This is a genomic window from Streptomyces sp. NPDC048479 (genome assembly GCF_040651435.1).
In the GTDB taxonomy this organism is placed as follows: Bacteria; Actinomycetota; Actinomycetes; order Streptomycetales; family Streptomycetaceae; genus Streptomyces.
On the sequence record NZ_JBEZKA010000008.1, the window covers coordinates 273,274 to 296,926 of the forward strand.

The following is a 23,653-nucleotide window of genomic DNA, read 5'->3' on the forward strand; positions in this document are numbered from 1 at the left end:
CCGAAGTCCGAAGGGGGAGTCGTGAACCGACGCCGCTGTGCCACTGCCGCGATCACTATGGTCTGCGCACTGACCGTGCTGGCGTCACCCGGCCAGGCCTTCGCGGCCCCCGAGCCACCGCCGACGAGCGGGTCGGGCGCCGCCAAGGACGCCGCCAAGGACGCCCCCAGGAAGTCGCTGGAGCAGGTGCGCCAGGAGATCGACGCCCTCTACCGCAAGGCCGCGTCCGCGACCGACGCGTACAACCTCGCCAAGAGCCAGGCCGACAAGCAGTCGGCCGAGATCGTCAAACTCGCGCAGGAGATCGTCAAGGGACAGGCCCGGATCGACGATCTCAAGAACCGCGCGGGTGCCGCCGCCCGCGCCCAGTACCGCGACGGAGGACTGCCGCCCGAGGCGCAGTTGGTGCTCACCGACGATCCGCAGCTGTTCCTGGACGGGGCCGGCCGGATTCAGCAGGGCCAGAAGGCCACCAAGGACCTCCTTGGCGAACTGACCAGGACGCAGGCCGACTTGGCGGCGTACACCAAGGACGCGAGCACCCAGTGGCAGAAGCTCGAGGCCAACCGCGTCAAGCAGGCCAAGGCCAAGAAGGAGATCACCGCCCAGCTCGCCGCGGCCAAGAAGATAGAGGACAAGCTGGCGAAGCAGGAGCGGGAGCGGCTCCTGCAGCTGGAGCAGAACGCCGAGTACAAGGCGCAGACGGCCTGGCTGAGCTCGGGCGTACTGAAGGAGATCAGCCGCAGCGCGAGCCCGCAGGGCAAGAAGGCGATCCAGTTCGCGACGGCACAGATCGGCAAGCCGTATGTGTGGGGAGCGGAGGGCCCGGGGTCGTACGACTGCTCGGGGCTGACGTCACAGGCGTGGTCGGCGGCGGGGAAGGGCATCCCGCGCACCTCGCAGGAGCAGTGGCGGCTGCTGCGGCGGATCGAGATCAAGGACATGCGGCCGGGCGACCTGATCATCTACCACGCGGACGCGAGCCATGTGGGGATGTACATCGGCGACGGAGCGATCGTGCATGCGCCGCGACCCGGGCGGAATGTGACGATTACGGGCGCGGGCTCGATGGCGATGCTCGGAGTGGTACGTCCGGACATGTGACGCGCATAAGCGACCCGTGCGAGTGACGCGTAAAGGAACAAGTCCGCGGAGTGACAATCGCGTGATGTTCGTCATGACGCCTTGAGCAAGTACCTCCCCATGCGCGGCATATGACAGTGGCTCTTCGCACTTCACCATTCCGCTCCGACACCCGGTACCGCTATGGTCCCGGTCTGGTGAAGCGTCGATCGTCGCATCACCGCGCCCTCGGGGGGAGGGAAGGAACCAGGAACGATGCCCGTACCCGTACCCCGACAGAGGGGTGTCCCCGTCGCGGAGACCGACCGTGGGAGCACCGGCGCCGCCGGCAGCTCCGGCGGCGGCGACCTCACGCTTCTGGTGATCGAGGACGACCCGGCGGGCACCTTCACCGTCCCCCAGCTGCTCGACGCGGCAGGCACCCGGGTCCGTATCCGCAGCGCCCGCAATCTGACCGAGGCGGAGCGGCTGCTCACGGACGACGTCCACTGCATCCTCGTCGACCTCGCGCTTCCCGGACACGGCGAGGAGGAGCTCGCCCCGCTCAAGCACGTGCTGCGCCTCGCGCCGCGCCACGCCGTCCTCGCCCTGACCACCTCGGGCGATGCGGAGCGCGCCGCCGAGGCGGTACGGGTGGGGGCACAGGACCATCTCTTCCGCGACGAGCTCGACGGACGGCTGCTGAGTCGCGCCATCCGCTACGCCGTCGAGCGCAAACGCGCCGACACGGCCCAGGTGAAGCTGGCCGAGTCGAGACTGCGAGCCCAGGAGAACGCCCGCCTGGAGCGCGGTCTGCTGCCCACTCCCCTGCTCCAGGGCTCGGATCTGCACTTCGCCGCGCGCTATCGGCCCGGCCGCTCGCGGGCACTGCTCGGCGGCGACTTCTACGACACGGTCCGCACCGCGGACGGCACGGTCCACGCGATGATCGGCGACGTCTGCGGCCACGGCCCGGACGAGGCGGCGCTCGGCGTCGAGCTGCGTATCGCCTGGCGGGCGCTGACCTTCGCGGGCCTGTGCGGGGACGAGCTGCTCTCCACGCTGCAGCAGGTGCTGGAGCACGAGCGGGAGAGCGAGGAGATCTTCGCGACGCTCTGCACGGTCGACATCGCCCCGGACGGGCGGCGGGCCGGCCTCTGCCTGGCGGGCCACCCGACGCCGCTGATCGCCCGGCACGGGCGCACGGCCAAGCTGCTTCCGTACGACGACAACGGCCCGGCGCTCGGCCTGCTGCCGCGCGCCCGCTGGCCGCGCCGTCAGGTGGAGCTGGGCGGTGCGTGGAGCCTGATGATGTACACGGACGGGCTGATCGAGGGCCGCCGGGGACCGGAAGAGAAGCAGCGCCTGGGCCAGGACGGGATGGTCGAGATGATCAACCGGCAGCTGGCGGCGGGGCTCGAGGGCGAGGCACTGCTGGAGGCGGCGGTCTCGGAGGTGCGCGACCTGAACGGCGGGGAGCTGACCGACGATGTGGCGGTGCTGCTGCTGAGCAGGCACGGGGCCCGTAGGTAGCCCGCACCCGAAGGCGGGGCCGACGGGCTACCGGGTCTACCGGCCGCCGTTGTACGGACCGTACGGGCCGTCGCTGCTGGAGCCGCCACCGCGGCGGCCGCCGCCGCCGGAGACCTGCTTGAGGGCGGGCCGCACGTCCACGAAGAAGACGATGCTGGCGATCAGTCCGGCGATCGACAGGAACAGCACGGAGACGAAGAGGTTCACCGCGACCGTGATGCCCAGGATGATCAGCCAGAAGGACTTCTTCTGCTTGTCGGCAGCGCGGTAGGCGTCCTCGCGGGCCATGGCCGCCATGATCAGCGCGGTCACGGACGTGCCGAGGAAGACAAGGTCGAGCACCAGCCAGAGCCCGAAGTCGAATCCCGCACGCAACATGCTGAGCACCGCCTCATCAGTGGTTTGTAGCGCCTCGCGGCCAAGGTACCGGGAGCGAGGTACGGGGAGAACGAGCCGGACACCCCCAAAGGTGCCCGGCCCGTCTGCCCGGTAAGCGTTACCGGTGTTGCTTGGTGTTACTTGGCGGACTGCGGCGCGGGCTTCTTCGGCGTCGCCTTGCGCGCCGGGACCTTGCGGGCGGCTGCCGGAGCGGGCTTCTTGGCCTCGGTCTTCGCCTCGGTCTTCGTCCCGGTGGCTGCGGCCGCGGGCTCCTTCTCGGCGTCCGGCTCGACGGCGACGGCGATCTCGGCGATCTCATCGGCCGCCTCGCCGCGCCATGACCTCACGACCTGCTCGCCCTGCTCGGCGACCTTCTCGTAGGTCTCACGGGCCTTGACCGCGTACTCGGCGGCCACGCCGACACCACGCAGCGCCAGGTCCTGAGCGGTCTCGCCGAACTTCTTCAGATCGGTGTCAAGGGTCTCGAGCACCTCGGTGACCTTGGCCTGCACGGTGGCCTGGGCCTCCTTGGCCTGGGTGGTCACCTTCTCCTGAACGGCCTTGGGGTCCGCGTTGCGCACGGCATCGATACGGCTCGGGGCCTCGGCCTTGAGCTGCTCGATCAGCGCGGGAACCTTCTTCGCCTGCTGGACGGCGAGGTCGGCGGTACCGGCCGCGAAGTAGAGGGGAGTCGGGTCGGTGAGGGTCTTGCGCAGGTCATCGGTGATGGCCATGACTGTGGTCCTCCCGGATCGCAGATCAGTTTGAGGGTTGGTCGGCAGCACTGCCGTCGGCCGTGCGGGGGCCTTCAGCGGCGGTGTCCATGGCGTCCGTGGAGTCCATGATGTCCGTGGAGTCCGTGTTCTCGAACCCGTTCTCCTTGCGGAAGGACTCGTAGATCTGCAGCAGCACTTGCTTCTGCCGCTCATTGATCGAGGGGTCGGCGAGGATGACGGCACGCGTCTCCAGCTCCTCCCGCTCCCGCTCGTCAAGGATCCCGGCCCGTACGTACAGCGTCTCGGCGGAGATCCGCAGCGCCTTGGCAACCTGCTGCAGAACTTCCGCGCTCGGCTTGCGCAGGCCGCGCTCGATCTGACTCAGATACGGATTGGACACCCCGGCGGCGTCGGCGAGCTGCCGCAGCGAGAGCTGCGCTGTGCGCCGCTGCTCACGCAGATACTCACCGAGATTGCCGACGTTGAGTGATGCCATGCCCCGATAGTGCCCTGCCGTCGCTAACTATTGCAAGCACATGCTTGCAATAGTGTTCCACGACACGACCCGCGAGGGGTTCACCCGGCGGCGACTGACGCCTTCCCAGCTCGCCCATACCTCCTTACGCCGGTCGGCGCTCTCCTGATCGCCGCCACCCTCACCGCCGAAGCCGCCCACGTCTTCGCCCAGCTCGAACCCGCACTCGCCACCTATGCCACGCGTTGACCCCACTGTGGTCGGATCGGGATATCGCCCCCGCTCAATGACGAAAGGGAAAAAATGGCCAGCGCTACCCCCGCCGGTACCCTCACGCTCGCGGACGACCTCACCATCAGCCGCATGGGCTACGGCGCCATGCAACTGGCCGGTCCCGGCGTCTTCGGGCCGCCCAAGGACCGTGACCAGGCCATCGCGGTGCTCCGCGAGGCGGTCGACCTCGGCGTCACCCACATCGACACCAGCGACTACTACGGCCCCGTCGTCGTGAACGAGATCATCAAAGAAGCCCTGCACCCCTACCCCGAGGACCTCCACATCGTCACCAAGGTCGGCGCCCGCCGCGGCGACGACGGCTCCTGGAACGCGTCGCTGGAGCCCGACGACCTCAGGGCCCAGGTCCGCGAGAACCTGGAGCACCTCGGCCTCGACACCCTCGACGTCGTCAACCTCCGCATCGACTCCTTCGAGGGCACCTCCGACAAGTCCGTCGCGGAGCAGTTCGGCGCTCTCGCAGAGCTCCGGCAGCAGGGGCTCATCCGCCACCTCGGGCTCAGCGGCGTCTCCTCGGCGCAGCTGACCGAGGCTCAGGCCATCGCCCCGGTCGTCACCGTGCAGAACCTCTACAACCTCGCCACCCGGCAGGACGACGACCTGGTCGAACGGTGCGCGGCGGAGAACATCGCCTTCGCTTCGTTCTTCCCGCTCGGCGGCATCAGCCCGCTCCAGTCCGAGACCCTCACCGGCGTCGCCGCCCGTCTCGAAGCCTCGCCGCAACAGGTTGCCCTCGCCTGGCTGCTGCAGCGATCCGCGACGACGGTCCTCATCCCCGGCACTTCGTCCGTGGCCCACCTCCGCGAGAACGTCGCCGCAGCGAGCCTCGAACTCCCGGCCGATGCGGTCGCGCAGCTCGACGCCATCGGCCGATAGCCCCCGGCCACGGTCGCCGTTGTGCGGTGCAGGTGGCCGGTCACCTGAAAGCCGCGATGTTGCGCACCGCCCACTCGGCGAAGGTCCTGGGCCCGCGGCCCAGGATCCGCTCGACGTCCGGGCTCACCCGCTGCTCCGCGGCCGTCGGCTCGCCCAGGATGGTGAGGGTGCCGTCCACCACGGGCTCCGGCATGAACTGCACCATCTGCGCCCGCGCCTCGGCACGGCTCAGCTCGACGAATCGTACGGAACTCCCCAGCGCGTCCTCGATGGCGTGCGCCTGTTCACGCGGGGAGACCGGCGCCGGGCCGGTGAGTTCGTACGTGCGGCCCGCATGACTCCCGTCGCGCAGCGCCGCGGCCGCGACCTCCGCGATGTCCGCCGGGTCGATGACCGGCAGGCCGATGTCGGCGAAGGGCGCGGCGGCCGTCCGCTGCGTACGGACCGTCTCCGCCCATGCGAAAGCGTTGGAGGCGAAGCCGCCCGGCCGCAGGACCGTCCAGGCCGGGCCCGCCTGCCGGACGGCGTGCTCGAAGTCCCGCAGATGGGCGTGGGCGAGGGACCCCGGCCGGGTCCCCACGCCCTGGGAGGAGAGCAGGACGACCCGGCGTACCCCGCCCGCCGTCACGGCGTCGAGGATGCCCTGCGGGTTGAGGTTCTCGCCGTCGGCGGAGACGAGGAGGAAGAGCGCATCGGCTCCGTCGAGTACGGGCTTGAGGCGCTCGGGTTCGGCCAGATCGGCCTGCCGGTGGAGTACGCCTTCCGGTGCCGATGCCTCCGAAGGCCGCCGCGAGACGGCCGTCACCTGCTCGCCGGCGGTGGTGAGGGCCTGCACGAGCGAACGTCCGACGTTCCCGGTGGCTCCTGTTACGACGATCATGGTCAACTCCCGTTTCCAGTCCGAAGTTTCGGTTCTGATGCCATCCTGGAGACCAAACTGGCCATCTTCTGGCCAGTTTCCGGAGGAGAGTGATCTGCTGTGAGAGCTGATCGTCTGGTGGCGACCCTGCTGTTCCTGCAGACGCGGGGACGGGTGACCGTGGCCGAGGTGGCCGCGGAGCTGGAAGTGTCCGAACGCACCGCCCGGCGCGACCTGGAGGCGCTCGCGACCTCCGGCATCCCCGTCTACTCGCAGCGCGGCCGCGGCGGCGGCTGGTCACTGGTCGGCGGGGCCCGGACCGACCTCACCGGGCTGACCGCCGACGAGATCCGGGCGCTGTTTCTCGTCGCGGGACCTTCGTCGGCCACGCCCGAGCTGCGGACGGCGCTGCGCAAGCTGGTGCGGGCGCTGCCGTCGACGCTGCGGTCGGGAGCGGAGGCCGCCGCGAACGCCGGTGTCACGGACGACACGGACTGGTCGCGCTCCCCCGTCACGGCCGCGGCGCCCCAACTCGGCGCGCTCCAGAGGGCGGTGGTGGAAGGTACGCAGATCCGCCTCGGATACGCACGCCCCGGCAGGCCCGCGGGCGAGCGTACGGTCCATCCCCTCGGCCTCGCGTCCAAGGCGGGCGTCCGCTATCTCGTCGCGGGTACGGCCCACGGCCTGCGAACCTTCCGCCTCAGCCGCGTCACCTCGGTCACCCCGACCGGCGATCCGGTCGTGCGGCCGGACGGCTTCGACCTGCCCACGGCCTGGCGCTCCCTCGCGGCGGGAATGGAGGACCGCATGCTCGCTGCGACGGTACGGGGCCGGGCGGAGAGGGGCGCCGAGCCGGTCCTGCAGGGGCTGTTCGGCGGACGGTTGCGGATCGGCCCGTCGCCCCTTCCCGACGGCCGGCTGGAGATCGAGATCGACGGCCCGTCACCGGAGATCGTGGCGGCGCAGCTGGCGGGGCTGGGAGCGCGCGTGGAGGTCCTGGACCCGCCGGAGGCCAGGGAGCGGCTCGCGGAGCTGGCGGCCGAACTCGCGGCCGTCTACGGGCGGTGAACGCCGGTGGTGTTCCTCTCGTCGCACCAGCGATAAGGCAACGGACCATCAGGAGTATGCGGGAGGATCAACCAGGACCGCCGAACCGGCAAACCGCCGTACCGCCGTACCGCCGACCGTCGACCTCCGTATCTCCGTACGCCCGAACCGCCGTACCGTCGAGAGGAAATCCGCAGTGCCCGTCGAACGCATAGGCCCGCCCCTGACCGGAGGCGAGCGCGAAACGCTGCGCGCCTTCCTCGACTTCCACCGCGCGACCCTCGCCATGAAGGCCGACGGCCTCTCCGACGAGGACCTGCGCCGCCGGTCCATGCCGCCCTCGACGCTCTCCCTGCTCGGCCTGGTGCGGCACATGGCCGAGGTGGAGCGCACCTGGTTCCGCCGGGTGATCAACGGGGAGGACATCCCGCTCGTCTGGTCCGACGAGGGCGACTACCAAGTGGCGTACGACGCGAGCGAGTCCACCCGCTCGGAGGCTTTCGAGGCCTGGCAGACGGAGGTCGAGCACTCTCGCCGGATCGAGGAGCAGGCCACGTCCCTCGACGTGACCGGCTACCAGGCCAGATGGGGCGAGGACGTGTCGCTCCGGCTGGTGATGCTGCACATGATCCATGAGTACGCCCGGCACAACGGCCACGCCGACTTCCTCCGCGAAGGGATCGACGGCACGGTGGGCGCGTAGGGCGTGCTTCAGAAGTCCCGCCGCGCGATCTCCGGCGGCAGCGGGCGGCTGTGCAGCACGTCCAGCCGGGACACGGCCCGCGTCAGCACCACGTACAACCGGTGCAGGCCGCGCGCTTCCGCGCCGGCGATCGCCGCGGGCTCGGCGACGACGACATGGTCGTACTCCAGGCCCTTGGCGAGCGTCGCGGGCAGTACGGTGACGCGCGCGCCCGCCGTGAGGTCGTCGCGGTGGCGGTCGCGATACCCGCCGTGGCGAGCGCCGCGCGCAGCCGGTCCGCCTCCGGCCCGTCCGCGATCACTCCGATCGAGCCCTCGTGGGCCAGCGCCGCCCGTACCGCGCCGACGGTCGCGGCGGCGACGTCATCGACCCGCCGGATCGTCAACTCGCCGTCGCCGCGCATCGACCGGGCCTGTGGCACGTCGACGTCCAGTGCGCGGACCAGCCGGTTGGCGAGGCCCACGATCACCGCCGGGACCCGGAACCCCGTCGTCAGCGGGACCACCGCCGCCTGCTCCTTGCCGAGGTGCGCCAACTGCTCGGGCCAGCTCCGGGCCGCCCACGGCGTGGTGCCCTGTGCGAGGTCGCCGAGCACCGTCAGCGAGCCGAAGCCGGCCCGGCGGGCGATCGCGCGGCACTGCATCGGCGAGAGGTCCTGCGCCTCGTCGACGACGATATGGCCGTAGCCCTCGGGACGTTCGATCAGACCGGCGAGCTCGTCGAGGAGTACCAGATCGGCCGCCGACCACTTCGCCGACCTGTACGAACGCGGAGGCCTGGCCCAGCGGATCGCGTCCTGCTCCGCCACCGTGAGGAGCGGGTCGACGGGGTCGTTGAGCAGCGCGGCCAGCACCTCCTCCGGCTGCGTACGCGGCCAGACCGTGTCGACGAAGGCGGAGACCGCGCGGGCCCGGCCGACCTTCTGCACCCAGATGTTGCTCACCGGTCCGGCCCGGCGCTCCGCCTGGAGCTGGATGGCGCGGACGGCGCGGGTGCGGACGCGTTCGCGGCCGACGGCGTACGGCGGCGCCTCCGATCGCACCTCGGCGACGATCCGCTCGAGCTCGTCGAGCGGGATGCGCCAGCGGTACGAGCCGTCGGGGACGGCGACCGGCTCGGCCGGCGGCGCCACCCTGGCGTACAGCGCGCGATGCAGAACGGCGGCCATCCGGGCGTCGTGCTTGACCACCGCGGCGGCCTCACCGTCCTGGGCCCGCACCTCGTGGCGGGCGATCTCGTCGTCGACCGTCGACTGGCGGATGCCGATCTCGCCGAGCGAGGGCAGCACCTCGGAGATGTAGGAGAGGAAGGTGCGGTTGGGGCCGAGGATCAGCAGTCCGCGGCGCTGGATGCGCTGCGGGTAGGTGTAGAGGAGATACGCGGCACGGTGCAGGCCGACAGCGGTCTTCCCGGTGCCCGGGGCGCCCTGGACGCAGACGGAATCGGCCAGCCCGGACCGTACGAGATCGTCCTGCTCGGGCTGGATGGTGGCGGCGATGTCGCGCATCGGGCCGACGCGCGGCCGCTCGATCTCGCCGGCCAGGATCGCGCTCTCGGCCGACTCGCCCGCCGTCAGGTGCTCGTCCTCGAAGCTGGTCAGATCGGCGGAGTCGCCCTTGCTCCAGGGCGCCCAGCCGAAGCGGCGGCGTACGGCGACGCCCTGCGGGTCGCGGGCGCCGGCCTGGTAGAAGGTGCGCGATACGGGGGCGCGCCAGTCGACGACCAGGGGCGGGGCGGAGGGGTGTTCGGTGATACGGCGGCGGCCGATGTGGTAGCGCTGCCCGTCCTGGAGGTCGAGGCGGCCGAAGAACAGCGGGCTGTCCGGTTCCTCGGCCAACTCCTTTGCCCAGCTGCGCAGTTGGTAGCCGAGAACCTCGGCGTCGGCACCGGAGGCGAAGGCGTTCTCGCCGGTGACGACCCGCTGCGCGGCGCCGTCGACCATGCCGGTCATGGCGGCGCGGCAGGCCTCGTGAAAGGTCCGTTCCTGAGCCAGTTCCCTGGCGAGTACGTCATCGGGTGCCGTCATTCCATAAAGAATAACGTAACCGAGTTACATTTTTAACCGAAACTCATTTCAGCCCGCTGCGCAGCTGGTCGAAGGCCAGTCCGGCCGCGGCGACCGCGTCGGGTCGGACCTGTTCGGCGCTCTCCCCCGCCGCGATCCGCCGCCAGTTCTCCTCGGCGAGGATCCGCTGTACGGCGACGATCTGACCGGCGGCGAGGCGCGCGCCGAGACGGCCTGCCCCGGCCGGAAGACCGGCGGCACCGAGGGCTTCGGTCAGCGCCTCCTCCGACCTTCCCTGGTACGCGTACAGCCGCGCCACCAGGCTCGGCGTCCCGTACAGCAGCCGGTGGTAGGCGAGCACAGCCTCCTCGCCACTGAGCCCGGTGATCGGGTCGCCGCGCTCCAGCCCGTCGAGGAAATGCCGGTGCAGGGCGTCCAGTGGAGAGACGCCGGCGGGCCGGGCCGCCACCACGCGGGCCGCCTCGTCCTCGTGGTCGGCGAACCGGTGCAGCGCCAGGTCCTCCTTGGCGGGGAAGTACCGGAAGAGGGTCGGCTTGGAGACATCCGCGGCGGCCGCGATCTCCGCGACCGAGACCCGGTCGAAGCCCTTCTCCAGGAAGAGCGCGATCGCGGCATCCGAGATCGCCCGGTACGTCTGCCGCTTCTTGCGCTCCCGCAGGCCCATCTCACCGCTCATGACTCCGAAGCGTACGCAGTCGGAGTTGACCTCAACCGCAGTTGAGGTTCCAGACTGCCGGAACAAGCTCGAATTGAGGAGTGGACGGCATGCGCGTGGCACAGGTGAAGGACTTCGGCGGCCCCGAGGTTCTGGTCACGACGGAGGTCCCGGATCCGGTGGCGGGTCCCGGCGAGGTGGTCGTGGCGGTCTCCGCGGTGGACACGATCTTTGTGGAGACGCAGGTGCGGTCCGGCGCCTTCGGCGAGCACTTCGCGGTCCGGCCGCCGTATGTGCCGGGCGGCGGCATCGCCGGTACGGTGCGCGCGGTCGGCGAGGGGGTGGACAAGGCGTGGACCGGCCGCCGTGTCATCACCGCGCTCGGCTTCACCGGCGGCTACGCCGAGCAGGCCGTGGCCTCCGCGGCCAAGCTGGTCCCCGTCCCCGACGGCCTCGGACTGCAGGAGGCCGCCGCCCTGGTCCATGACGGCGTCACGGCCGGCGCGCTTTTGGAGTCCACCGGCCTGGGCACGGGAGAGCGGGTGCTGATCCTGGGCGCGTCGGGCGGCATGGGCACGCTGTTGGTGCAGCTCGCGAAGGCCGCCGGGGCGAAGGTGGTCGGGGTGGCCCGGGGTGAGCGGAAGACGTCCCTGGTAAGGGAGTTGGGCTCGGACGTGGTCGTGGACGCGACCCGGGACGACTGGGTCGCCCAGACCCGCACGGCGCTGGGCCCGGCCGGCGCGGACGTGGTACTCGACGGGGTCGGCGGCGCTCCGGGCCTGGCCGCCTTCGCGCTGACGGCGGACGGCGGACGCTTCTCGGCGCACGGGGCGCCGACGGGCGGCTTCGCCCCGGTGGATGCGGCGGAGGCGGAGCGCCGTGGGATCAAGCTGCTCGGCATCGGGGACGTACAGCTCTCGGACGAGGAGTACGCGCGCCTGGCGGCGAAGGCCCTGGAGGATGCGGCCACGGGCCGGCTGCGCCCGGTGATCGGCGGCACGTTCCCGCTGACGCGTGCGGCGGATGCCCACGCGGCGATCGAGGCCCGGACGCTGCGGGGGAAGGTGCTGCTGACGACGTGAGAAGCGGCCCTCGCCCCTCTCACGCCACCCGCCGAACCTCGCCCACGTCCACCTCGTCGGCCCCGGCCCCGTCCGCCTTCTCCACCGCTGCCTTGGCGCGCTGCCAGGCGACAAGCACCAGGGCTGTCCGCCCGGCGCTCGGCACCCGCCGCAGCCCGAGCGGTCGGCGCCCCGCGTGCAGCACCGCCTCGATCCCCGTCGCGGTCCGCTCCAGAGCGGCCCGGTCGGGATGGCGGGCGAAGGCCAGGGCCAGCCGGATCACATCGATGTAGACCGACTGCAGCCGTTCGAAGTCGAGATAGATCCGCAGTGCGCGGCGGTGCCCGGTAAGCGCTGCCGGGCGGCTGTGGGCGACAGCCGTGCGCCAGGCCCTCAGCGCAGCCCGCCGCTCGGCCCGTTTCGCGTACCGCATCCGCGAGAGGTGCGAGGCAATCTCGTAGACGGGGTCACCGAAGAGGGCGAGTTCCCAGTCGATCAGGGAGAGCCGGCCGTCCGCGCCGGCGATGAGGTTGCCCCGGTGGACATCGGTGTGAAGGAGTACGAACGGCCGCTCCCCCAGCTCCTCGGCGCGTTCCATCAGCCGTGCGAAGGCATCGTCGGGCACCTTCAGGCCGGCGAACAGCGTCCGGAAATCCTTGCCGTGCCGCCCCTTCACCTCACTCTCGGTGAAGCCGGCCAGCGTACGGAGAAAACCTGCGCAGTCGCCGTCGGCCGGCCAGCCCTCGGGACAGGGCGGGAGCAGCCGGGAGGGGACCGCTGCCGTCTGCCGGAAGAGCTCCCCGAGGGAGTCGATGTACGGGAGTGCCACCGGCCCCTCACGTCCCACGAGGTCCGACAGCGGATCGCCCTCGGCGAAGGAGTGCACGGTGAAACCGGGCCGGTCGGCCAGCACGCGGGGGCTTCCGTCCACCCGGCCCGCGATGGCGCCGAGCAGCTCCCCCTCGGGCCAGATCCGCAGATTGAACTGGACGGCCTCGGTGATCGGCGCCCGTACCTTCACAGGCGTACCGGCAGGCAGCTCGACCGACGCGGCGAGCGCGTGCGGCAGTTCCACACAGTAGTTGCGGTGGTAGTAGCCGGTGAGGGGCGCCCCCTCACCGGCCGCTCGGTACAGCGACTCCCAGCTGTCGACGACACGTCCGGACGCGCTGCGGGCTACATCGGACATGCGGCTCCTGCGCTCTCGAGGCCGAAGACACCACTGACGGACCGTTCCGGGCCGCCGGTCACGTTCATACCCAAAGAGTAGTGACAGCACCAAACCCCTTGCGGAGAAGGAAGGTTGACACTGTGCACACGCCATATGGCCGGGGCTCGTCCGTCATCCCTACCCGACTCTCATCCCTACCCGACTCTCATCCCTACCCGACTCTCATCCCTACCCGACGACAGCCGCCTGCATGACGCCCAGATCCGCGGCAAAGCAGGTGGCTCCGGCCGCCTCGAGCCGCCGCAGTTTCTCCTGGCGCGGGTGGTATCCGATGAACGGCACACCGGCCGCCGCTGCCGCCTTGGCGTCGGCGGGCGAGTCGCCGATCATCACACTGTCCGCGGCAGCCGTACCGGTGCTGTCGAGGAGTTGCCGCAGGCTGTGCGGAGCGGGTTTCATCAGGCTCAGATCATCGGGCCGGCCGACGATCCGGTCGTTGAAGTACTTCTCGAGCCCATGGCGGTGGAGATACGCCCGGATCGCCGCCTCACAGTTGTTCGATGCGATGGCAAGCAGCTTGCCCTCGCCGCGCAGCTGCGCCATGAGCGGCTCGGCCGCGGCGGTGGGCACCGCCGTCTCGGCGGCTTCGGTCTCCGCCTCTTCAAGGCACTTGCGCACCGTCCCGACCAGGCCGACAGGGTCGCCCGTACGGACGGCGTGCACCTGCAGCATCACTTGGAGGGGATCGGTCATCCCCTCGGTCCTGGCGCTCAGGTCGGCGTCGGGGCGGACGATGTCGCGCAGCGTCGCGGCGATGCTCGAGGCCGTGCGGGGGTGCGCGAAGAGATCACAGACGGGTCCGTCGAAGTCCCACAGGACGAGGGAGGCACGGGAGAGCAGATCTCGTAGCTGGGTAGGGGAGGTGAGCAACACGATCAGTCGCCAAAGTCCGCATCTTGGGCCAGTAGCTCCCAATAGGAGTCGAAGAACGTTTGCGCTGTCTCCACCTTCAGTGCCTGGTCAGGCTTGGAGTACGGAAAGAGCGTGGCGCCGAGCCCGAGCGAGTTGAGGGTTGTGCCCTCCTGCTCCTCTCCCTCGACCGGGTCGGGATCCGTGCCCTCCAGGGTGTAGTAACCCTCGAGCAGCAGATCCCTGTTCAGGAGATACATCTTGCTGGTCGGCGTGAGGCGCACGGTCCTGATCTGGACCGACACCTCGGGAACGAGCCGCTGTCGCTTGAGGGTACGCAATTCACTGCGCAACGACTTGGAACACTGGATCAGGGTGTCGCGGTGCCGCTGGCGCGGCCGCTCGTCGTCCGGGTCGTGCAAGGACACGGGGAAGGCGAGCTTGATGCCGGGGTCGGGAAGCATCAGGCGCAGAGAGATGCTCCGCGGCCGGATGCTGCCGTCGTGGATGCGGGTGATCTGTGCCCCGAGTTGCCGGTTCATCGTCTCCGAGGTGAGGGAGAAGACGTCCATAGTGATGTCATCGGCATCGAAGGCTGCTTGAAGATGGGGCTGGAGCGTCTCCAGGGCGGGCCGCGCGAAGACCTGCTGGGCCGTGGAAGCGCGGCCTCCGGCGGGCAGCACCCGGGCGCCACTACCCTGACGTGACTCGATCAGGCCCTCGTCGATGAGCAGTTTCAGAGCCTTGGTCACCGTCGCCCGGGACACCTGGAAGGTGTCCCTCAACTCCCGTTGCGTAGGCAGCAACTTGCCCGCTCCGTACGCACCGCCGCTGATGCCTTCCCTCAGCCGGGCGGCGACGATCTCGTACTTCCTGCCCTCTTCGCCTGCCAGTTCGCGAGTTGCCACCGTCCCACCGTACAACTGCCCTATGGGTACGCGTAATTGGCCCGTCGAATAAGACATGTTCAGGCCACTTCGGGCCGACCGGCCAATTTCCGGTCAACTGCCCGATCCAATAGTCATACAAGTTTGCCGGTGCCTGACGAACGGGAAGACAACAGACAGGTCAACCAGACTGATTTGCTTGCAACTTGACTGCTTGACCGACTCTGACGGAGCGCCCGAGCGGGTACAACGGCGTGCGGGCACAGGCGCTCCCCGCCATTCCGAAGGAGGGGGACCCATGCCTTGGATGACCTTAGTGGTCGAACAGTTCGTGCAATGGCGGTTCGGATACGTCGCAGCGCTCGGACTCACCCTGCTGACCATCGGGGTGAAGGCCGAGAACCCCACCTGTGCCGGCGTCGGCGGCGCCCTGCTGACGGTGCCGGTCGTGGCGGCCGGCACCTGACGGACCTCCGCGCCTCAGCCGCACGCCCGGCCCCCACAGCGCCCGCCCGGACATCACTGCGCAGGCATCAGAAGATGTCCGGGCACCAAGGCCGCCTCGACGTCCGGAACAGCCGGTCCGCCACCCCCGCCGCCCCCGGCGTCCCCTCCTCCACCAGGCCCAGCGCCGCCAGTCGTACCGCCGACTCGTCGCCCAGGTACAGCGCACCCAACTCCCTTACATCCAGCGTCAGATCGGGCGACCGGGTCGACGGACCACACACCGAACCCTCCGGCGACGCGTCCAGGCGGAAGCAGCCGGCCGCCAGGCCCGCCGCATCGCGGATGTCCAGGACCAGGGTCGCGGAAGTCCCGTACGCACGCGCCTCCAGGGCCCGTACGACATCCAGGATCCGCACCCACAAGAAGTCCGCCTGCGTCAGGATCCTCGCCGCGCGCGGGTCCGGGAGCAGCAGGGGGAGCAGGTCGTCCGGGGCGCGGTAGCCCGACTTGACCGTGGTGATCCAGTCCACCGAGCACAGGTAGTGCCACAGGGCGCGCTCCGCCGCCGGCGTCAGCGCGATCATGTCGCGCACCGTCGCCGTGTTCAGCGGCTGCTTGGCATCCCCCCAGGTGTCGTCCGCCTTGTAGGCGAGCAGGCCCTCGACCTCGCCGGTCGCCGCGCGGTAGACCGCGTAGAACGGCTCCGTCCAGGGGTGGGCCGACAGCTCTGCCTGGCCCGTGTTGATCTGCCACCAGCGCTCGTCGCGGTTCACCGCGCCCGGCTGCCCGGCCGCGAGCCGTGCGTGCAGCTCCGGGCCGAGCTTGCGTACGTCCGTCCCGTCGACCAGGTCGATCCGGCCGCCGTCGCCCGGGCCCGACCAGCGCGGGTCCAGGCCCGTGCGCGGGACGTCGACCGCCCACTCGGTGATCCAGGCGGCCGGGCCGAAGCCGTACCGACCGTAGATCGGGTACTCCGCGGCGATCAGCGTGGATACGACGTCGCCGCGCTCCTTGGCCTCCGCCAGGTCCGCGGTCATCATCCGGCTGAGCAGACCCCGGCGGCGGTGCGTGGGCGAGACGGTGACATTGGAGACCGCGCTCGCCGGGAGCGCGGCGCCGCCCACCGCGGTGAGCTGCTGGGCGAAGGAGCGGTACGTCGCGACACAGCGGCCGTTGTCGAAGGCGCCGCGGACCCGCGACAGGTCGGTGTGCGCCAGGCGGTCGGCGAGCTCCTTCTCGGAGATCACCGGCGGCCTCAGGAACCCGGTGGACAACGCCCGCAGCCAGTCGGCGAATTCGGACTCGGTGACGGTGCGGGTTTCGACACTCATGCGTCTCACGCTAGGCCGAATGCCGATCCGCCCGCATCCGGGTTTCCGGCAGACCCGTGCGGCTCGGCCCCCGTGCGGCTCCGAATGCGTGCGTCTCAGGCCCGTACCGCTCCGAATGCGTGCGACTCAGCCGTGTGCGGCTCAGAACGCCGTGCGACTCAGCCCTGTGCGGCTCAGAACGCCGTGCGGATCTCGCCGACCTCCACGCCGCCGCCCAGCAGCGGCGCGTGCCCGATTCGCGCCACCACCGGAGCATCCACACCCAGCAGTTCGAGGGCACGGGCCAGCACCGGGCCCAGCGCGCGGGTCGAGCCGTCGTCCACCTTGAAGGCCAGCGCGCGGCCGTCCGCCAGCGCCACCGCCTGGACCGCCTCCGCGCCCATCTTCGACAGCGTGCCCGGCACCTCGCGCATCAGCCAGGTGTCGTGGCGGCGCGTGCCGGCGACGTACTCGGGGTGGGCGCGCATCGCGTCCGCGACCCGGCGCTCGGCCGAACCCGGCTCGGCGAGTACGAAGTGGCGGAAGGCGCGTGCCAGTCCGGTCAGGCTGACCGCCATCAGCGGGGCGCCGCAGCCGTCCGTGCCGACCGCCGTGACCCGCTCGCCGGACGCGTCCTCGACCACCTCGTGGACCAGCTGGTGCAGCGGATGCCCGGGGTCCAGGTAGTTCGTCCGGTCCCAGCCGTTCAGCGCGCAGGCCGCCAGCATCGCAGCGTGCTTGCCGGAGCAGTTCATCGTGACCTTGTCACGGACCTGGCCCGTCGCGAGATAGGTCTCGACCTCGGCCGGGTCCAGCGGCAGGTCCGGCGGCGTCTGCAGGTCATCGGCCGACAGCGTGTGCTCGGCGAGCATCTTCCGTACGAGATCGAGGTGGAAGCCCTCACCGGAGTGGCTCGCGGCGGCCAGCGCCAGCCGCTCCCCGGAGAGGTCGAGCCCGGCGCGGAGTACCGCCGCGGCCTGCATCGGCTTGTTGCTGGAGCGCGGGAAGACCGGCACGGCCGGGTCTCCGAGCGCGAGTTCCACACTGCCGTCCGCCGCCAGGACGACGAGCGACCCCCGGTGACGGCCCTCGACAAAGCCGGATCGTACGACTTCGGCGAGGACCGGGGGTATGGCAGTGGTGGAGGTGCTCATCGTGGGCCTTCCCGGGGCGTGTGCCCGCTCCCGGAAGGATCGCTTCAGGTGAGCAGGTCGTCTACTTGTGCTTCACCTTCACGGTACCTGCGGGCGATCTCGGCACTGCAATCGTCCGCCGTGCGCTGCAGCAGCTGACGGCTGCGCGAAACCTGCTGTTCGTAGCGGACCAGCCGGCCCATCGCCGCGTGCAGCTCCTCGTCGGTACGGGCGTCGAGGTCGGAGAGCTCGACCTCGGAGAGCATGTCCGAGGCCAGCCGCCGGTACTCCTCGCTGTGCGGCGTGGAGAGCGTCACATGCCGGGCCGACGAGCGGTGCCGCGAGGGGGCGTCGGCCAGGATCTTCGACAGACGGTCCACGACGGTTGTCTCCGGGACGACCGGCGCCTGTGGGGCCGTACGCCGCGCCAGCTCGGCCCGCAGGATGTCGATGCGGCCCTGCAGCAGCCGCCGCACATAGCTGAGGTCCGCCTCGTCGCGATGCGAGTCGCGGCGGAGATTGCGCAGCTCAGGCAGGCGCAGTGCCGCGAGATCGTGTTGCGGGGGCTCAGGCAGGGCGTCTCCGGAACGCTGCTGGGGCGGTCGCGCGGCACGTGAGCGGCCGGTACGGGTCGGCACTGAAGGTGGCACGGAAGACGGTGCGGAACGCGGCACGGAAGGCGACGCGGGAAGCGACGCGGGAAGCGCTGTAGGCAGCGATGTGGGAAGCGATACGGGACCGGGCGGCTGTCCGGCGCCAGATGTGCTCATGTGCGTATGTCCGTCCCCTCGACCGGTGCGGCTGCACCGCCTCCGTGCATGGTGCCACTCCCGAAGGTCCCGACGCAGGTGCTCTGCACCCGTTCAGCCCCAGATAGGTTGGTCTGTATGCGTGCAGTGGTGCAGAGGGTCGACGGCGCGAGCGTCGTGGTGGCGGGCGAGACGGTCGGCGAAATCGTCGGCGAAGGGCTGTGTGTGCTGGTGGGAGTGACCCACGAGGACACCAAGGAGAAGGCGGCGCAGCTGGCCCGCAAGCTCTGGTCGGTCCGCATTCTGGAGGGCGAGAAGTCCTGCTCGGACGTGAACGCGCCCTTGCTGGTGATTTCGCAGTTCACTCTCTACGGGGACGCCCGCAAGGGCCGCCGCCCCACGTGGAACGCCGCTGCGCCCGGCGATGTGGCCGAACCACTGGTCGACGAAGTGGTGGCGCAGCTGCGGGCGCTGGGGGCACGGGTGGAGACAGGCCGGTTCGGGGCGGACATGCGTGTCTCGCTCACCAATCACGGCCCGTTCACCGTACTGATCGAAATCTGAGGAGCTACGGCTCGACCACGAGCTCCTGCGCGGCCGCCGTGTCGCCCGCCAGCAGCTCCGCGTCCATCGGCACATTGCGCTTGACCAGCGCCAGTGCGATCGGGCCGAGCTCGTGATGACGGGCTGACGTGGTGATGAAGCCCAGCTGGCGGCCCTCCTCACCGTCCGCAGCGAGCCGCACCGGAGTGCCGTGGCCCGGAAGGTGCACCTCACTGCCGTCGAGGTGCAGGAAGACCAGCCGACGCGGCGGCTTCCCCAGGTTGTGGACGCGCGCGACGGTCTCCTGGCCGCGGTAGCAGCCCTTCTGCAGGTGGACCGCGCTGCCGATCCAGCCCAGCTCGTGCGGGATGGTGCGATGGTCGGTCTCGAAGCCGAGGCGGGGGCGGTGGGTCTCGACGCGCAGTGCCTCGTACGCCAGGATCCCGGCGACCGGGCCGTTCGCGGCGGCGTACGTTTCGAGGTCGGCACGCGGCAGGAACAGATCGCGGCCGTGCGGAGTCTCCCGTACGACAACGCCCTCGGGCACCTCGGCGATGGAACCCGCGGGCAGGTGGACGACTGCGAACTCCTCGGTCCGGTCGGCGACTTCGACCCGGTAGAAGAACTTCATCGACTCCAGGTACCCGATGAGTTCCTGCTGCGTGCCCGGTTCGACATGCGCCCAGACCGTCTCGCCGTCGTCGACGAGATACAGGGCATGCTCGATATGCCCGTGCGCGGAGAGGATCAGCGCCTCGGTCGCCCGGCCGGCCGGGAGCTCGCTCACATGCTGGGTGACCAGCAGATGCAGCCAGCTCAGGCGGTCGTCGCCGGTGACGGTGACGACGCCGCGGTGCGAGAGATCGACAAGGCCGGCGCCGTCCGCGAGGGCGCGCTGCTCGCGGAACAGATCGCCGTAGTGCGCGGCGACGCCTTCGTCATGGCCTTCGGCGGCGACCGCACCGGGCAGGGACAGCAAGGGGCTCTTCATGCGCTAAGCCTACGACTCGGTGGTCGGGGCCTCAGCGGTGCACTTCTTGCAGCGGCCGAAGATCGCGAAGTGCTTCATATCCGTCTCGAAACCGAAGGTCTCGCGGAGCTTGGAGGTGAACTCGGCGGCGACGGAGACATCCGCCTCGATCACATTCGTACAGTCGCGGCAGACCAGGTGGATGTGGTGATGCCGGTCGGCGAGGTGGTACGTCGGGGCGCCGTGGCCGAGGTGGGCGTGGGAGACCAGGCCGAGCTCCTCGAGGAGCTCCAGCGTCCGGTAGACGGTGGAGATGTTCACGCCGGAGGCGGTCTTGCGCACCTCGGAGAGGATGTCGTCGGGCGTCGCGTGCTCGAGCGTGTCGACGGCCTCGAGGACAAGCTGGCGCTGCGGAGTCAGCCGGTAGCCGCGCTGCCGCAGATCGCTCTTCCAGTCGGTGCTCACCACGCACCCAGTGTAGGCAGGCGCTTCGACCGCGGGGAGCGGTTGTCGGCCTTGATCCTCCGGCGGGGCGTGGCGAGCGCCGGCGGGCTACTTGAAGAAAGCGATGCCGTCGTCCGGGAGGTCGCCGAGGTCCTTGGCCCACTCCTCGACCTGCTCCGGGGAGACGACCTTCTTCAGATGCGCCGACATGTACGGACGCAGCGGCACCTCCGGAGTGGCCTTCTCGCCCACCCACATCAGGTCGCCCTTCACATAACCGTAGAGCCGCTTGCCACCGGTGTACGGCCCCGAGGCCCCGGTGCGCGCGACCGCGTCCGTCACCAGGTCGATCTGCGGCTTCTGGTCGGCGAGCTCGCCGTACCAGATCTCGACGATGCCCTGGTCACGTGCCATGACGACCTCGACCTTGCGGTCGGAGTCGATGCGCCAGTAGCCGGTCTCGGACTCCAGCGGGCGGATCTTCTTGCCTTCGGCGTCGAGCACCCAGGTGTGCGAGATGTACTCGAGGAAGTCCCGGCCGTCGTGGCTGAAGGTGAGTTCCTGGCCGAAGTTGCACTTCTCGGCGCCGGGGAAGTCGGAAACGCCCGCGCCCTCCCAGGTACCGAGGAGGAAGGCGAGGGGCACGAGGCCCGGGTTCAGGTCGGACGGAATCTCGATCATGAGCAGCTCTGGCGATCTGTAGAGATACGGGGGTGACGAGCGCGAGGGGCGCTGACTAGCGCTGACCCTGGTACAGCTTCTTCACGGTCAGACCGGCGAAGGCGGCGACGCCGACGCAGACCAGGACCAGCAGGGCTTCGAAGAATGCCTCAAGCACGGGGTGCTCCTCGGATGTGCGGTGTGGGCGGTAAGGGCCGGGTCCAAGCCTAGTGGGTGGGGCCACGGTCATCTCTGCGAGGTCAGCCAAGCAGCTGATTCTGCAGGACCACCGTCTGATGGAAGGGGACGGCCAAGGCCTTGCCCTTCCGGGACTGGATGATCAGCGCCACCGTGTCGCCCGCGGTGATGTATGCGTGCCGGACATGTACCGACCCCGGTTGCGACTCGTCGTACACATAACGGTCGGTGGAGGGGACGACCGCCTGGGACGGGTACGTCTCGTCGACCGGAGCGACCTGGTCCACCCCGTTCAGCTGTGCGACCGCCTCCGGCTCCCCGCCCAGATGCTCCGAGAAGAACTCGCCGGCGAACGTGGCCGAGTGGAACCGCAGCAGATAGATCCGGGTGCTGGTGGAGTCGGCCGTGGTCCAGCCATGCGCCACGACGTGCCGCAGCCCGCCGTCGGCGAGGTCCTGGCCCAGGTTCTCCCGCAGACCCTCGGGGTACTCACCGAGGAACCTGCCGACCGGCACCCGCTGCCCCTGGCCCTGGAGCTTCTTGTCGGGCCGCGCGCCCGTGGGCGCCGGGAGCAGCAGCGCGCTCAGGTCCGCGTAGTGGACGTGCCCCGGGTTCGTCCGGTCGAACGGATCCACCGCACCGGCCGGCAGCACCGGCTTCTTCAGCTCCGGATACGCCCAGCGGCCGTCGCTCCTGGTGGAGAGCCCGGGAACATCGGTGCGCCGCTGCTCCGTGATGCCGTATGCGACGGCCACACCGAACGAGGCGAAGGCCAGTACTGCCGCCGAGGAGCGCAGCGCGGTCCGCAGGCGGCGTCGGCGGGACGGGACAGCAGGCGCCGGATCCTCCGGCGGGAAGCCGCCCTCGGCCTGTGACGCGATCAGATGCACGTTGTGCACGTTGTGCACGTTGTGCACGTCCTGTACGTCGTGCACTTCGGGTGCCGTATGGGTTTCGTCGGTCACACGGACTCCCCAGGAAATTTCAGACGGTCCAGCTGAAGCCGCAGGAGCTCGGCGGCCGCCGCGGTGTCCAGCGGCTTGGGGCCGTACGCGGTCACATTCACCAGCACGTCGCCCTCGTAGGCGCTGCAGAACATCGCGTCGAATTCTTTCGATGCGCTTTTGGGCAGCAGGAAGCACTTGGCGTTCTTGAAGTCGGGGACTGTCGGTCCCTTGCGGAAGATGCCGAGCGCGTCCGCGACCTCGGACTGGAACCGGGCCAGCTTCCGGCCGTCCTTGGCATTGTCGATCTGCGCGAGCTGCATCTCGACGATCAGCTGATGGTCGACGGACACATAGCTGCGCATCGCGAGGCCCTGCAGCCGCAGCTTGTCGATCGCCTTGCTGCGCGCCTTGCGCTGGGCGGACGGCAGGCTGCGCGTGCCCTCCTTGAACGTGACGATCGCCTGCTTCCTGCCGAGGACCGTGTTGTTGCCCACGCCGTTGACGTCCGGCCCCAGCTCGTATGCGTACGGCACCGGCGGCAGCTTGGCGGCAAGCCCCATGGGCTCGGCCGCCGGGTTCTCCGGCCGCTGCGGGGGCTCGGCCCAGACGACGGTGGGCGCGGTGCGGTCGGCGTTGCCGAGCCGGTCGAGCGCGAGGACACCGAGGCCGGCGACGGCCGCGAGGGCGAGAACTCCCGACACCGCGACGACGGTCTTGCGGTTCAGACGACGCGGCTCCTTGAGCGTGCCGAGGATCTCGGGCACGGGCTCCCGGAACTCCGGGGTGGTGGTCGGCTGATCACTCACAGGCGCCCCAGTTGCTGCTCGGCAAGGGCCGTCACGGCCTTCTCGGAGACCTTGCGAGTGTTGTTGATGTACCAGATCTCCATGGCGACATCGCCGCGGTAGGCGATGGCCCGGGCCTGGTACAGCGGCTCATAGCCGGCTTCGCGATGCGGCTCGTTGTAGACGTAGACCCGTCCGTTGCCACTGCCGGCGATCAGTTCGCCGGCGTTTCCGGCGAACTTCTGTTGGGGCATATAGGCCTGCTGGCCCCGGGCCCATTCGGCGGCCGCGGTCCTGGTCTCGTCCCGGAACTGGAGCAGGTTGACCGTGACGAACACCTCGCCGCGCTGCTCCCAGGTGGTCGTCGCGATCCGGCGGATCTCGGACTCGACCAGGTCGGTGAACGACTCGTCGGGCTCGTCGTAGCCGCCGGCGAAGGACATGACGCTCGTCCAGCCCTCGGACATCGCCTTCCTCGCCTGCGCGCCCTTCGGCTTTTTGACCAGCAACGTGCGCAGATCGCCGTCCGTCCTGTGTCGGCGGTTCGCGCTGACGGTCAGCGGTGTGGTGTCCGGTCCCGCCGGGACCGTCTTCGGTGTCCGCAGCTCCGGCTGCGACAGCGCCGACAGCGGCGTCGGCCGGCGCTCGTACTGCACGGCATAGCCGGTGACCGTGCCGGCGAGCACGCCCAGCACGGCGGCCCCGGCGACGATCAGCGCCGTACGGCCCCATCGGCGCGGAGCCGGTGCCTCGGGAACACCGTGCTCACCCCGAGGTTTCTCGTGTTCCTCCTGTATTTGCACACCCAGCAGACC

Annotated in this window: 25 protein-coding genes and 1 pseudogene; 8 read left to right on the forward strand and 18 right to left on the reverse strand. The window is 70.1% G+C overall.

Translation table 11 applies throughout. From position 1 onward, the window contains the following. Positions 1-21: 21 nt before the first annotated feature. Complete coding sequence (locus AB0D12_RS15770; RefSeq protein WP_362681971.1) at positions 22-1,104, forward strand: NlpC/P60 family protein; 1,083 nt, start codon at positions 22-24, stop codon at positions 1,102-1,104. Positions 1,105-1,338: 234 nt separating this feature from the next. Further along, positions 1,339-2,595 carry a SpoIIE family protein phosphatase gene (locus tag AB0D12_RS15775; RefSeq protein ID WP_362681974.1) on the forward strand — a complete coding sequence of 419 codons (1,257 nt, stop codon included), beginning with the start codon at positions 1,339-1,341 and terminating at the stop codon, positions 2,593-2,595. Between the two features lie 36 nt (positions 2,596-2,631). On the opposite strand, the gene AB0D12_RS15780 is transcribed toward AB0D12_RS15775, so the two are convergent. The 3 genes from AB0D12_RS15780 to AB0D12_RS15790 form a co-directional block, all read right to left on the reverse strand. Continuing rightward, positions 2,632-2,973 carry a DUF2516 family protein gene (locus tag AB0D12_RS15780; RefSeq protein WP_362681977.1) on the reverse strand — a complete coding sequence of 114 codons (342 nt, stop codon included), beginning with the start codon at positions 2,971-2,973 and terminating at the stop codon, positions 2,632-2,634. 137 nt (positions 2,974-3,110) lie between these two features. Next, positions 3,111-3,707 (reverse strand): hypothetical protein, encoded by a 597-nt coding sequence (locus AB0D12_RS15785; protein ID WP_362681980.1) that lies wholly within the window; start codon positions 3,705-3,707, stop codon positions 3,111-3,113. Between the two features lie 25 nt (positions 3,708-3,732). Beyond that, positions 3,733-4,185, reverse strand: coding sequence for a helix-turn-helix transcriptional regulator (locus tag AB0D12_RS15790; protein ID WP_362681983.1), 453 nt, complete (start codon positions 4,183-4,185; stop codon positions 3,733-3,735). A 282-nt stretch (positions 4,186-4,467) separates the two neighbouring features. Here AB0D12_RS15790 and AB0D12_RS15795 point away from each other — a divergent pair, with 282 nt between their 5' ends. Further along, positions 4,468-5,334, forward strand: coding sequence for an oxidoreductase (locus tag AB0D12_RS15795; protein ID WP_362681986.1), 867 nt, complete (start codon positions 4,468-4,470; stop codon positions 5,332-5,334). A 40-nt stretch (positions 5,335-5,374) separates the two neighbouring features. Here AB0D12_RS15795 and AB0D12_RS15800 read toward each other — a convergent pair whose 3' ends face one another. Continuing rightward, the gene (locus AB0D12_RS15800) at positions 5,375-6,214 is read right to left on the reverse strand and encodes an NAD(P)H-binding protein (protein WP_362681988.1); all 840 of its coding nucleotides are present in this window, start codon (positions 6,212-6,214) and stop codon (positions 5,375-5,377) included. A 99-nt stretch (positions 6,215-6,313) separates the two neighbouring features. Here AB0D12_RS15800 and AB0D12_RS15805 point away from each other — a divergent pair, with 99 nt between their 5' ends. Continuing rightward, positions 6,314-7,261 (forward strand): WYL domain-containing protein, encoded by a 948-nt coding sequence (locus AB0D12_RS15805; RefSeq protein ID WP_362681991.1) that lies wholly within the window; start codon positions 6,314-6,316, stop codon positions 7,259-7,261. 175 nt (positions 7,262-7,436) lie between these two features. Continuing rightward, positions 7,437-7,943: a DinB family protein gene (locus AB0D12_RS15810; protein WP_327324489.1), complete on the forward strand. Its 507-nt coding sequence runs from the start codon at positions 7,437-7,439 to the stop codon at positions 7,941-7,943. A gap of 8 nt (positions 7,944-7,951) precedes the next feature. On the opposite strand, the pseudogene AB0D12_RS15815 reads toward AB0D12_RS15810, so the two are convergent. Both AB0D12_RS15815 and AB0D12_RS15820 read right to left on the reverse strand, forming a co-directional pair. Next, a pseudogene (locus AB0D12_RS15815) lies at positions 7,952-9,969 on the reverse strand (AAA family ATPase). Positions 9,970-10,012: 43 nt separating this feature from the next. After that, a complete protein-coding gene (locus tag AB0D12_RS15820; RefSeq protein ID WP_362681994.1) occupies positions 10,013-10,645 on the reverse strand; it encodes a TetR family transcriptional regulator in 633 nt (210 codons plus the stop codon). 89 nt (positions 10,646-10,734) lie between these two features. Between AB0D12_RS15820 and AB0D12_RS15825 the strand changes: the two genes are divergently transcribed. Beyond that, complete coding sequence (locus AB0D12_RS15825) at positions 10,735-11,706, forward strand: zinc-binding dehydrogenase (RefSeq protein ID WP_362681996.1); 972 nt, start codon at positions 10,735-10,737, stop codon at positions 11,704-11,706. A gap of 19 nt (positions 11,707-11,725) precedes the next feature. Here the strand turns inward: AB0D12_RS15825 and AB0D12_RS15830 are convergent, their stop codons facing one another. The 3 genes from AB0D12_RS15830 to AB0D12_RS15840 all read right to left on the reverse strand — a co-directional run bounded on the left by AB0D12_RS15830 (position 11,726) and on the right by AB0D12_RS15840 (position 14,673). Further along, a complete protein-coding gene (locus AB0D12_RS15830) occupies positions 11,726-12,874 on the reverse strand; it encodes a phosphotransferase (protein ID WP_362681999.1) in 1,149 nt (382 codons plus the stop codon). A gap of 210 nt (positions 12,875-13,084) precedes the next feature. Continuing rightward, positions 13,085-13,789, reverse strand: coding sequence for an HAD hydrolase-like protein (locus tag AB0D12_RS15835; RefSeq protein WP_362682002.1), 705 nt, complete (start codon positions 13,787-13,789; stop codon positions 13,085-13,087). 2 nt (positions 13,790-13,791) lie between these two features. Then, positions 13,792-14,673 (reverse strand): GntR family transcriptional regulator, encoded by an 882-nt coding sequence (locus AB0D12_RS15840; RefSeq protein ID WP_362682005.1) that lies wholly within the window; start codon positions 14,671-14,673, stop codon positions 13,792-13,794. Between the two features lie 277 nt (positions 14,674-14,950). Between AB0D12_RS15840 and AB0D12_RS15845 the strand changes: the two genes are divergently transcribed. Beyond that, positions 14,951-15,118 carry a hypothetical protein gene (locus AB0D12_RS15845; RefSeq protein WP_362682008.1) on the forward strand — a complete coding sequence of 56 codons (168 nt, stop codon included), beginning with the start codon at positions 14,951-14,953 and terminating at the stop codon, positions 15,116-15,118. 67 nt (positions 15,119-15,185) lie between these two features. On the opposite strand, the gene AB0D12_RS15850 is transcribed toward AB0D12_RS15845, so the two are convergent. The 3 genes from AB0D12_RS15850 to AB0D12_RS15860 all read right to left on the reverse strand — a co-directional run bounded on the left by AB0D12_RS15850 (position 15,186) and on the right by AB0D12_RS15860 (position 18,312). After that, the gene (locus AB0D12_RS15850) at positions 15,186-16,430 is read right to left on the reverse strand and encodes a GNAT family N-acetyltransferase (RefSeq protein ID WP_362682011.1); all 1,245 of its coding nucleotides are present in this window, start codon (positions 16,428-16,430) and stop codon (positions 15,186-15,188) included. A 173-nt stretch (positions 16,431-16,603) separates the two neighbouring features. After that, positions 16,604-17,563, reverse strand: coding sequence for an asparaginase (locus AB0D12_RS15855; protein ID WP_362682014.1), 960 nt, complete (start codon positions 17,561-17,563; stop codon positions 16,604-16,606). Positions 17,564-17,607: 44 nt separating this feature from the next. Next, the gene (locus AB0D12_RS15860; protein WP_362682017.1) at positions 17,608-18,312 is read right to left on the reverse strand and encodes a hypothetical protein; all 705 of its coding nucleotides are present in this window, start codon (positions 18,310-18,312) and stop codon (positions 17,608-17,610) included. Between the two features lie 117 nt (positions 18,313-18,429). Between AB0D12_RS15860 and dtd the strand changes: the two genes are divergently transcribed. Then, positions 18,430-18,855 (forward strand): D-aminoacyl-tRNA deacylase, encoded by a 426-nt coding sequence (gene dtd / locus AB0D12_RS15865; RefSeq protein ID WP_327324499.1) that lies wholly within the window; start codon positions 18,430-18,432, stop codon positions 18,853-18,855. A 4-nt stretch (positions 18,856-18,859) separates the two neighbouring features. Here the strand turns inward: dtd and AB0D12_RS15870 are convergent, their stop codons facing one another. The 6 genes from AB0D12_RS15870 to AB0D12_RS15895 form a co-directional block, all read right to left on the reverse strand. Beyond that, complete coding sequence (locus AB0D12_RS15870) at positions 18,860-19,825, reverse strand: folate-binding protein (RefSeq protein WP_362682020.1); 966 nt, start codon at positions 19,823-19,825, stop codon at positions 18,860-18,862. A 9-nt stretch (positions 19,826-19,834) separates the two neighbouring features. Further along, positions 19,835-20,272: a transcriptional repressor gene (locus AB0D12_RS15875; RefSeq protein ID WP_327324501.1), complete on the reverse strand. Its 438-nt coding sequence runs from the start codon at positions 20,270-20,272 to the stop codon at positions 19,835-19,837. Positions 20,273-20,356: 84 nt separating this feature from the next. Continuing rightward, positions 20,357-20,929 carry an FABP family protein gene (locus AB0D12_RS15880; protein ID WP_362682023.1) on the reverse strand — a complete coding sequence of 191 codons (573 nt, stop codon included), beginning with the start codon at positions 20,927-20,929 and terminating at the stop codon, positions 20,357-20,359. A gap of 239 nt (positions 20,930-21,168) precedes the next feature. Further along, positions 21,169-22,071 (reverse strand): hypothetical protein, encoded by a 903-nt coding sequence (locus AB0D12_RS15885; protein ID WP_362682026.1) that lies wholly within the window; start codon positions 22,069-22,071, stop codon positions 21,169-21,171. Then, on the reverse strand, positions 22,068-22,859 hold the full coding sequence (locus AB0D12_RS15890; protein WP_362682029.1) for a hypothetical protein: 792 nt from the start codon (positions 22,857-22,859) through the stop codon (positions 22,068-22,070). Before AB0D12_RS15890 ends, AB0D12_RS15885 begins: the two co-directional genes overlap by 4 nt. Next, positions 22,856-23,641, reverse strand: coding sequence for a hypothetical protein (locus AB0D12_RS15895; protein ID WP_362682032.1), 786 nt, complete (start codon positions 23,639-23,641; stop codon positions 22,856-22,858). The genes AB0D12_RS15890 and AB0D12_RS15895 overlap by 4 nt, the downstream gene beginning before the upstream one ends. Positions 23,642-23,653: the final 12 nt, after the last annotated feature.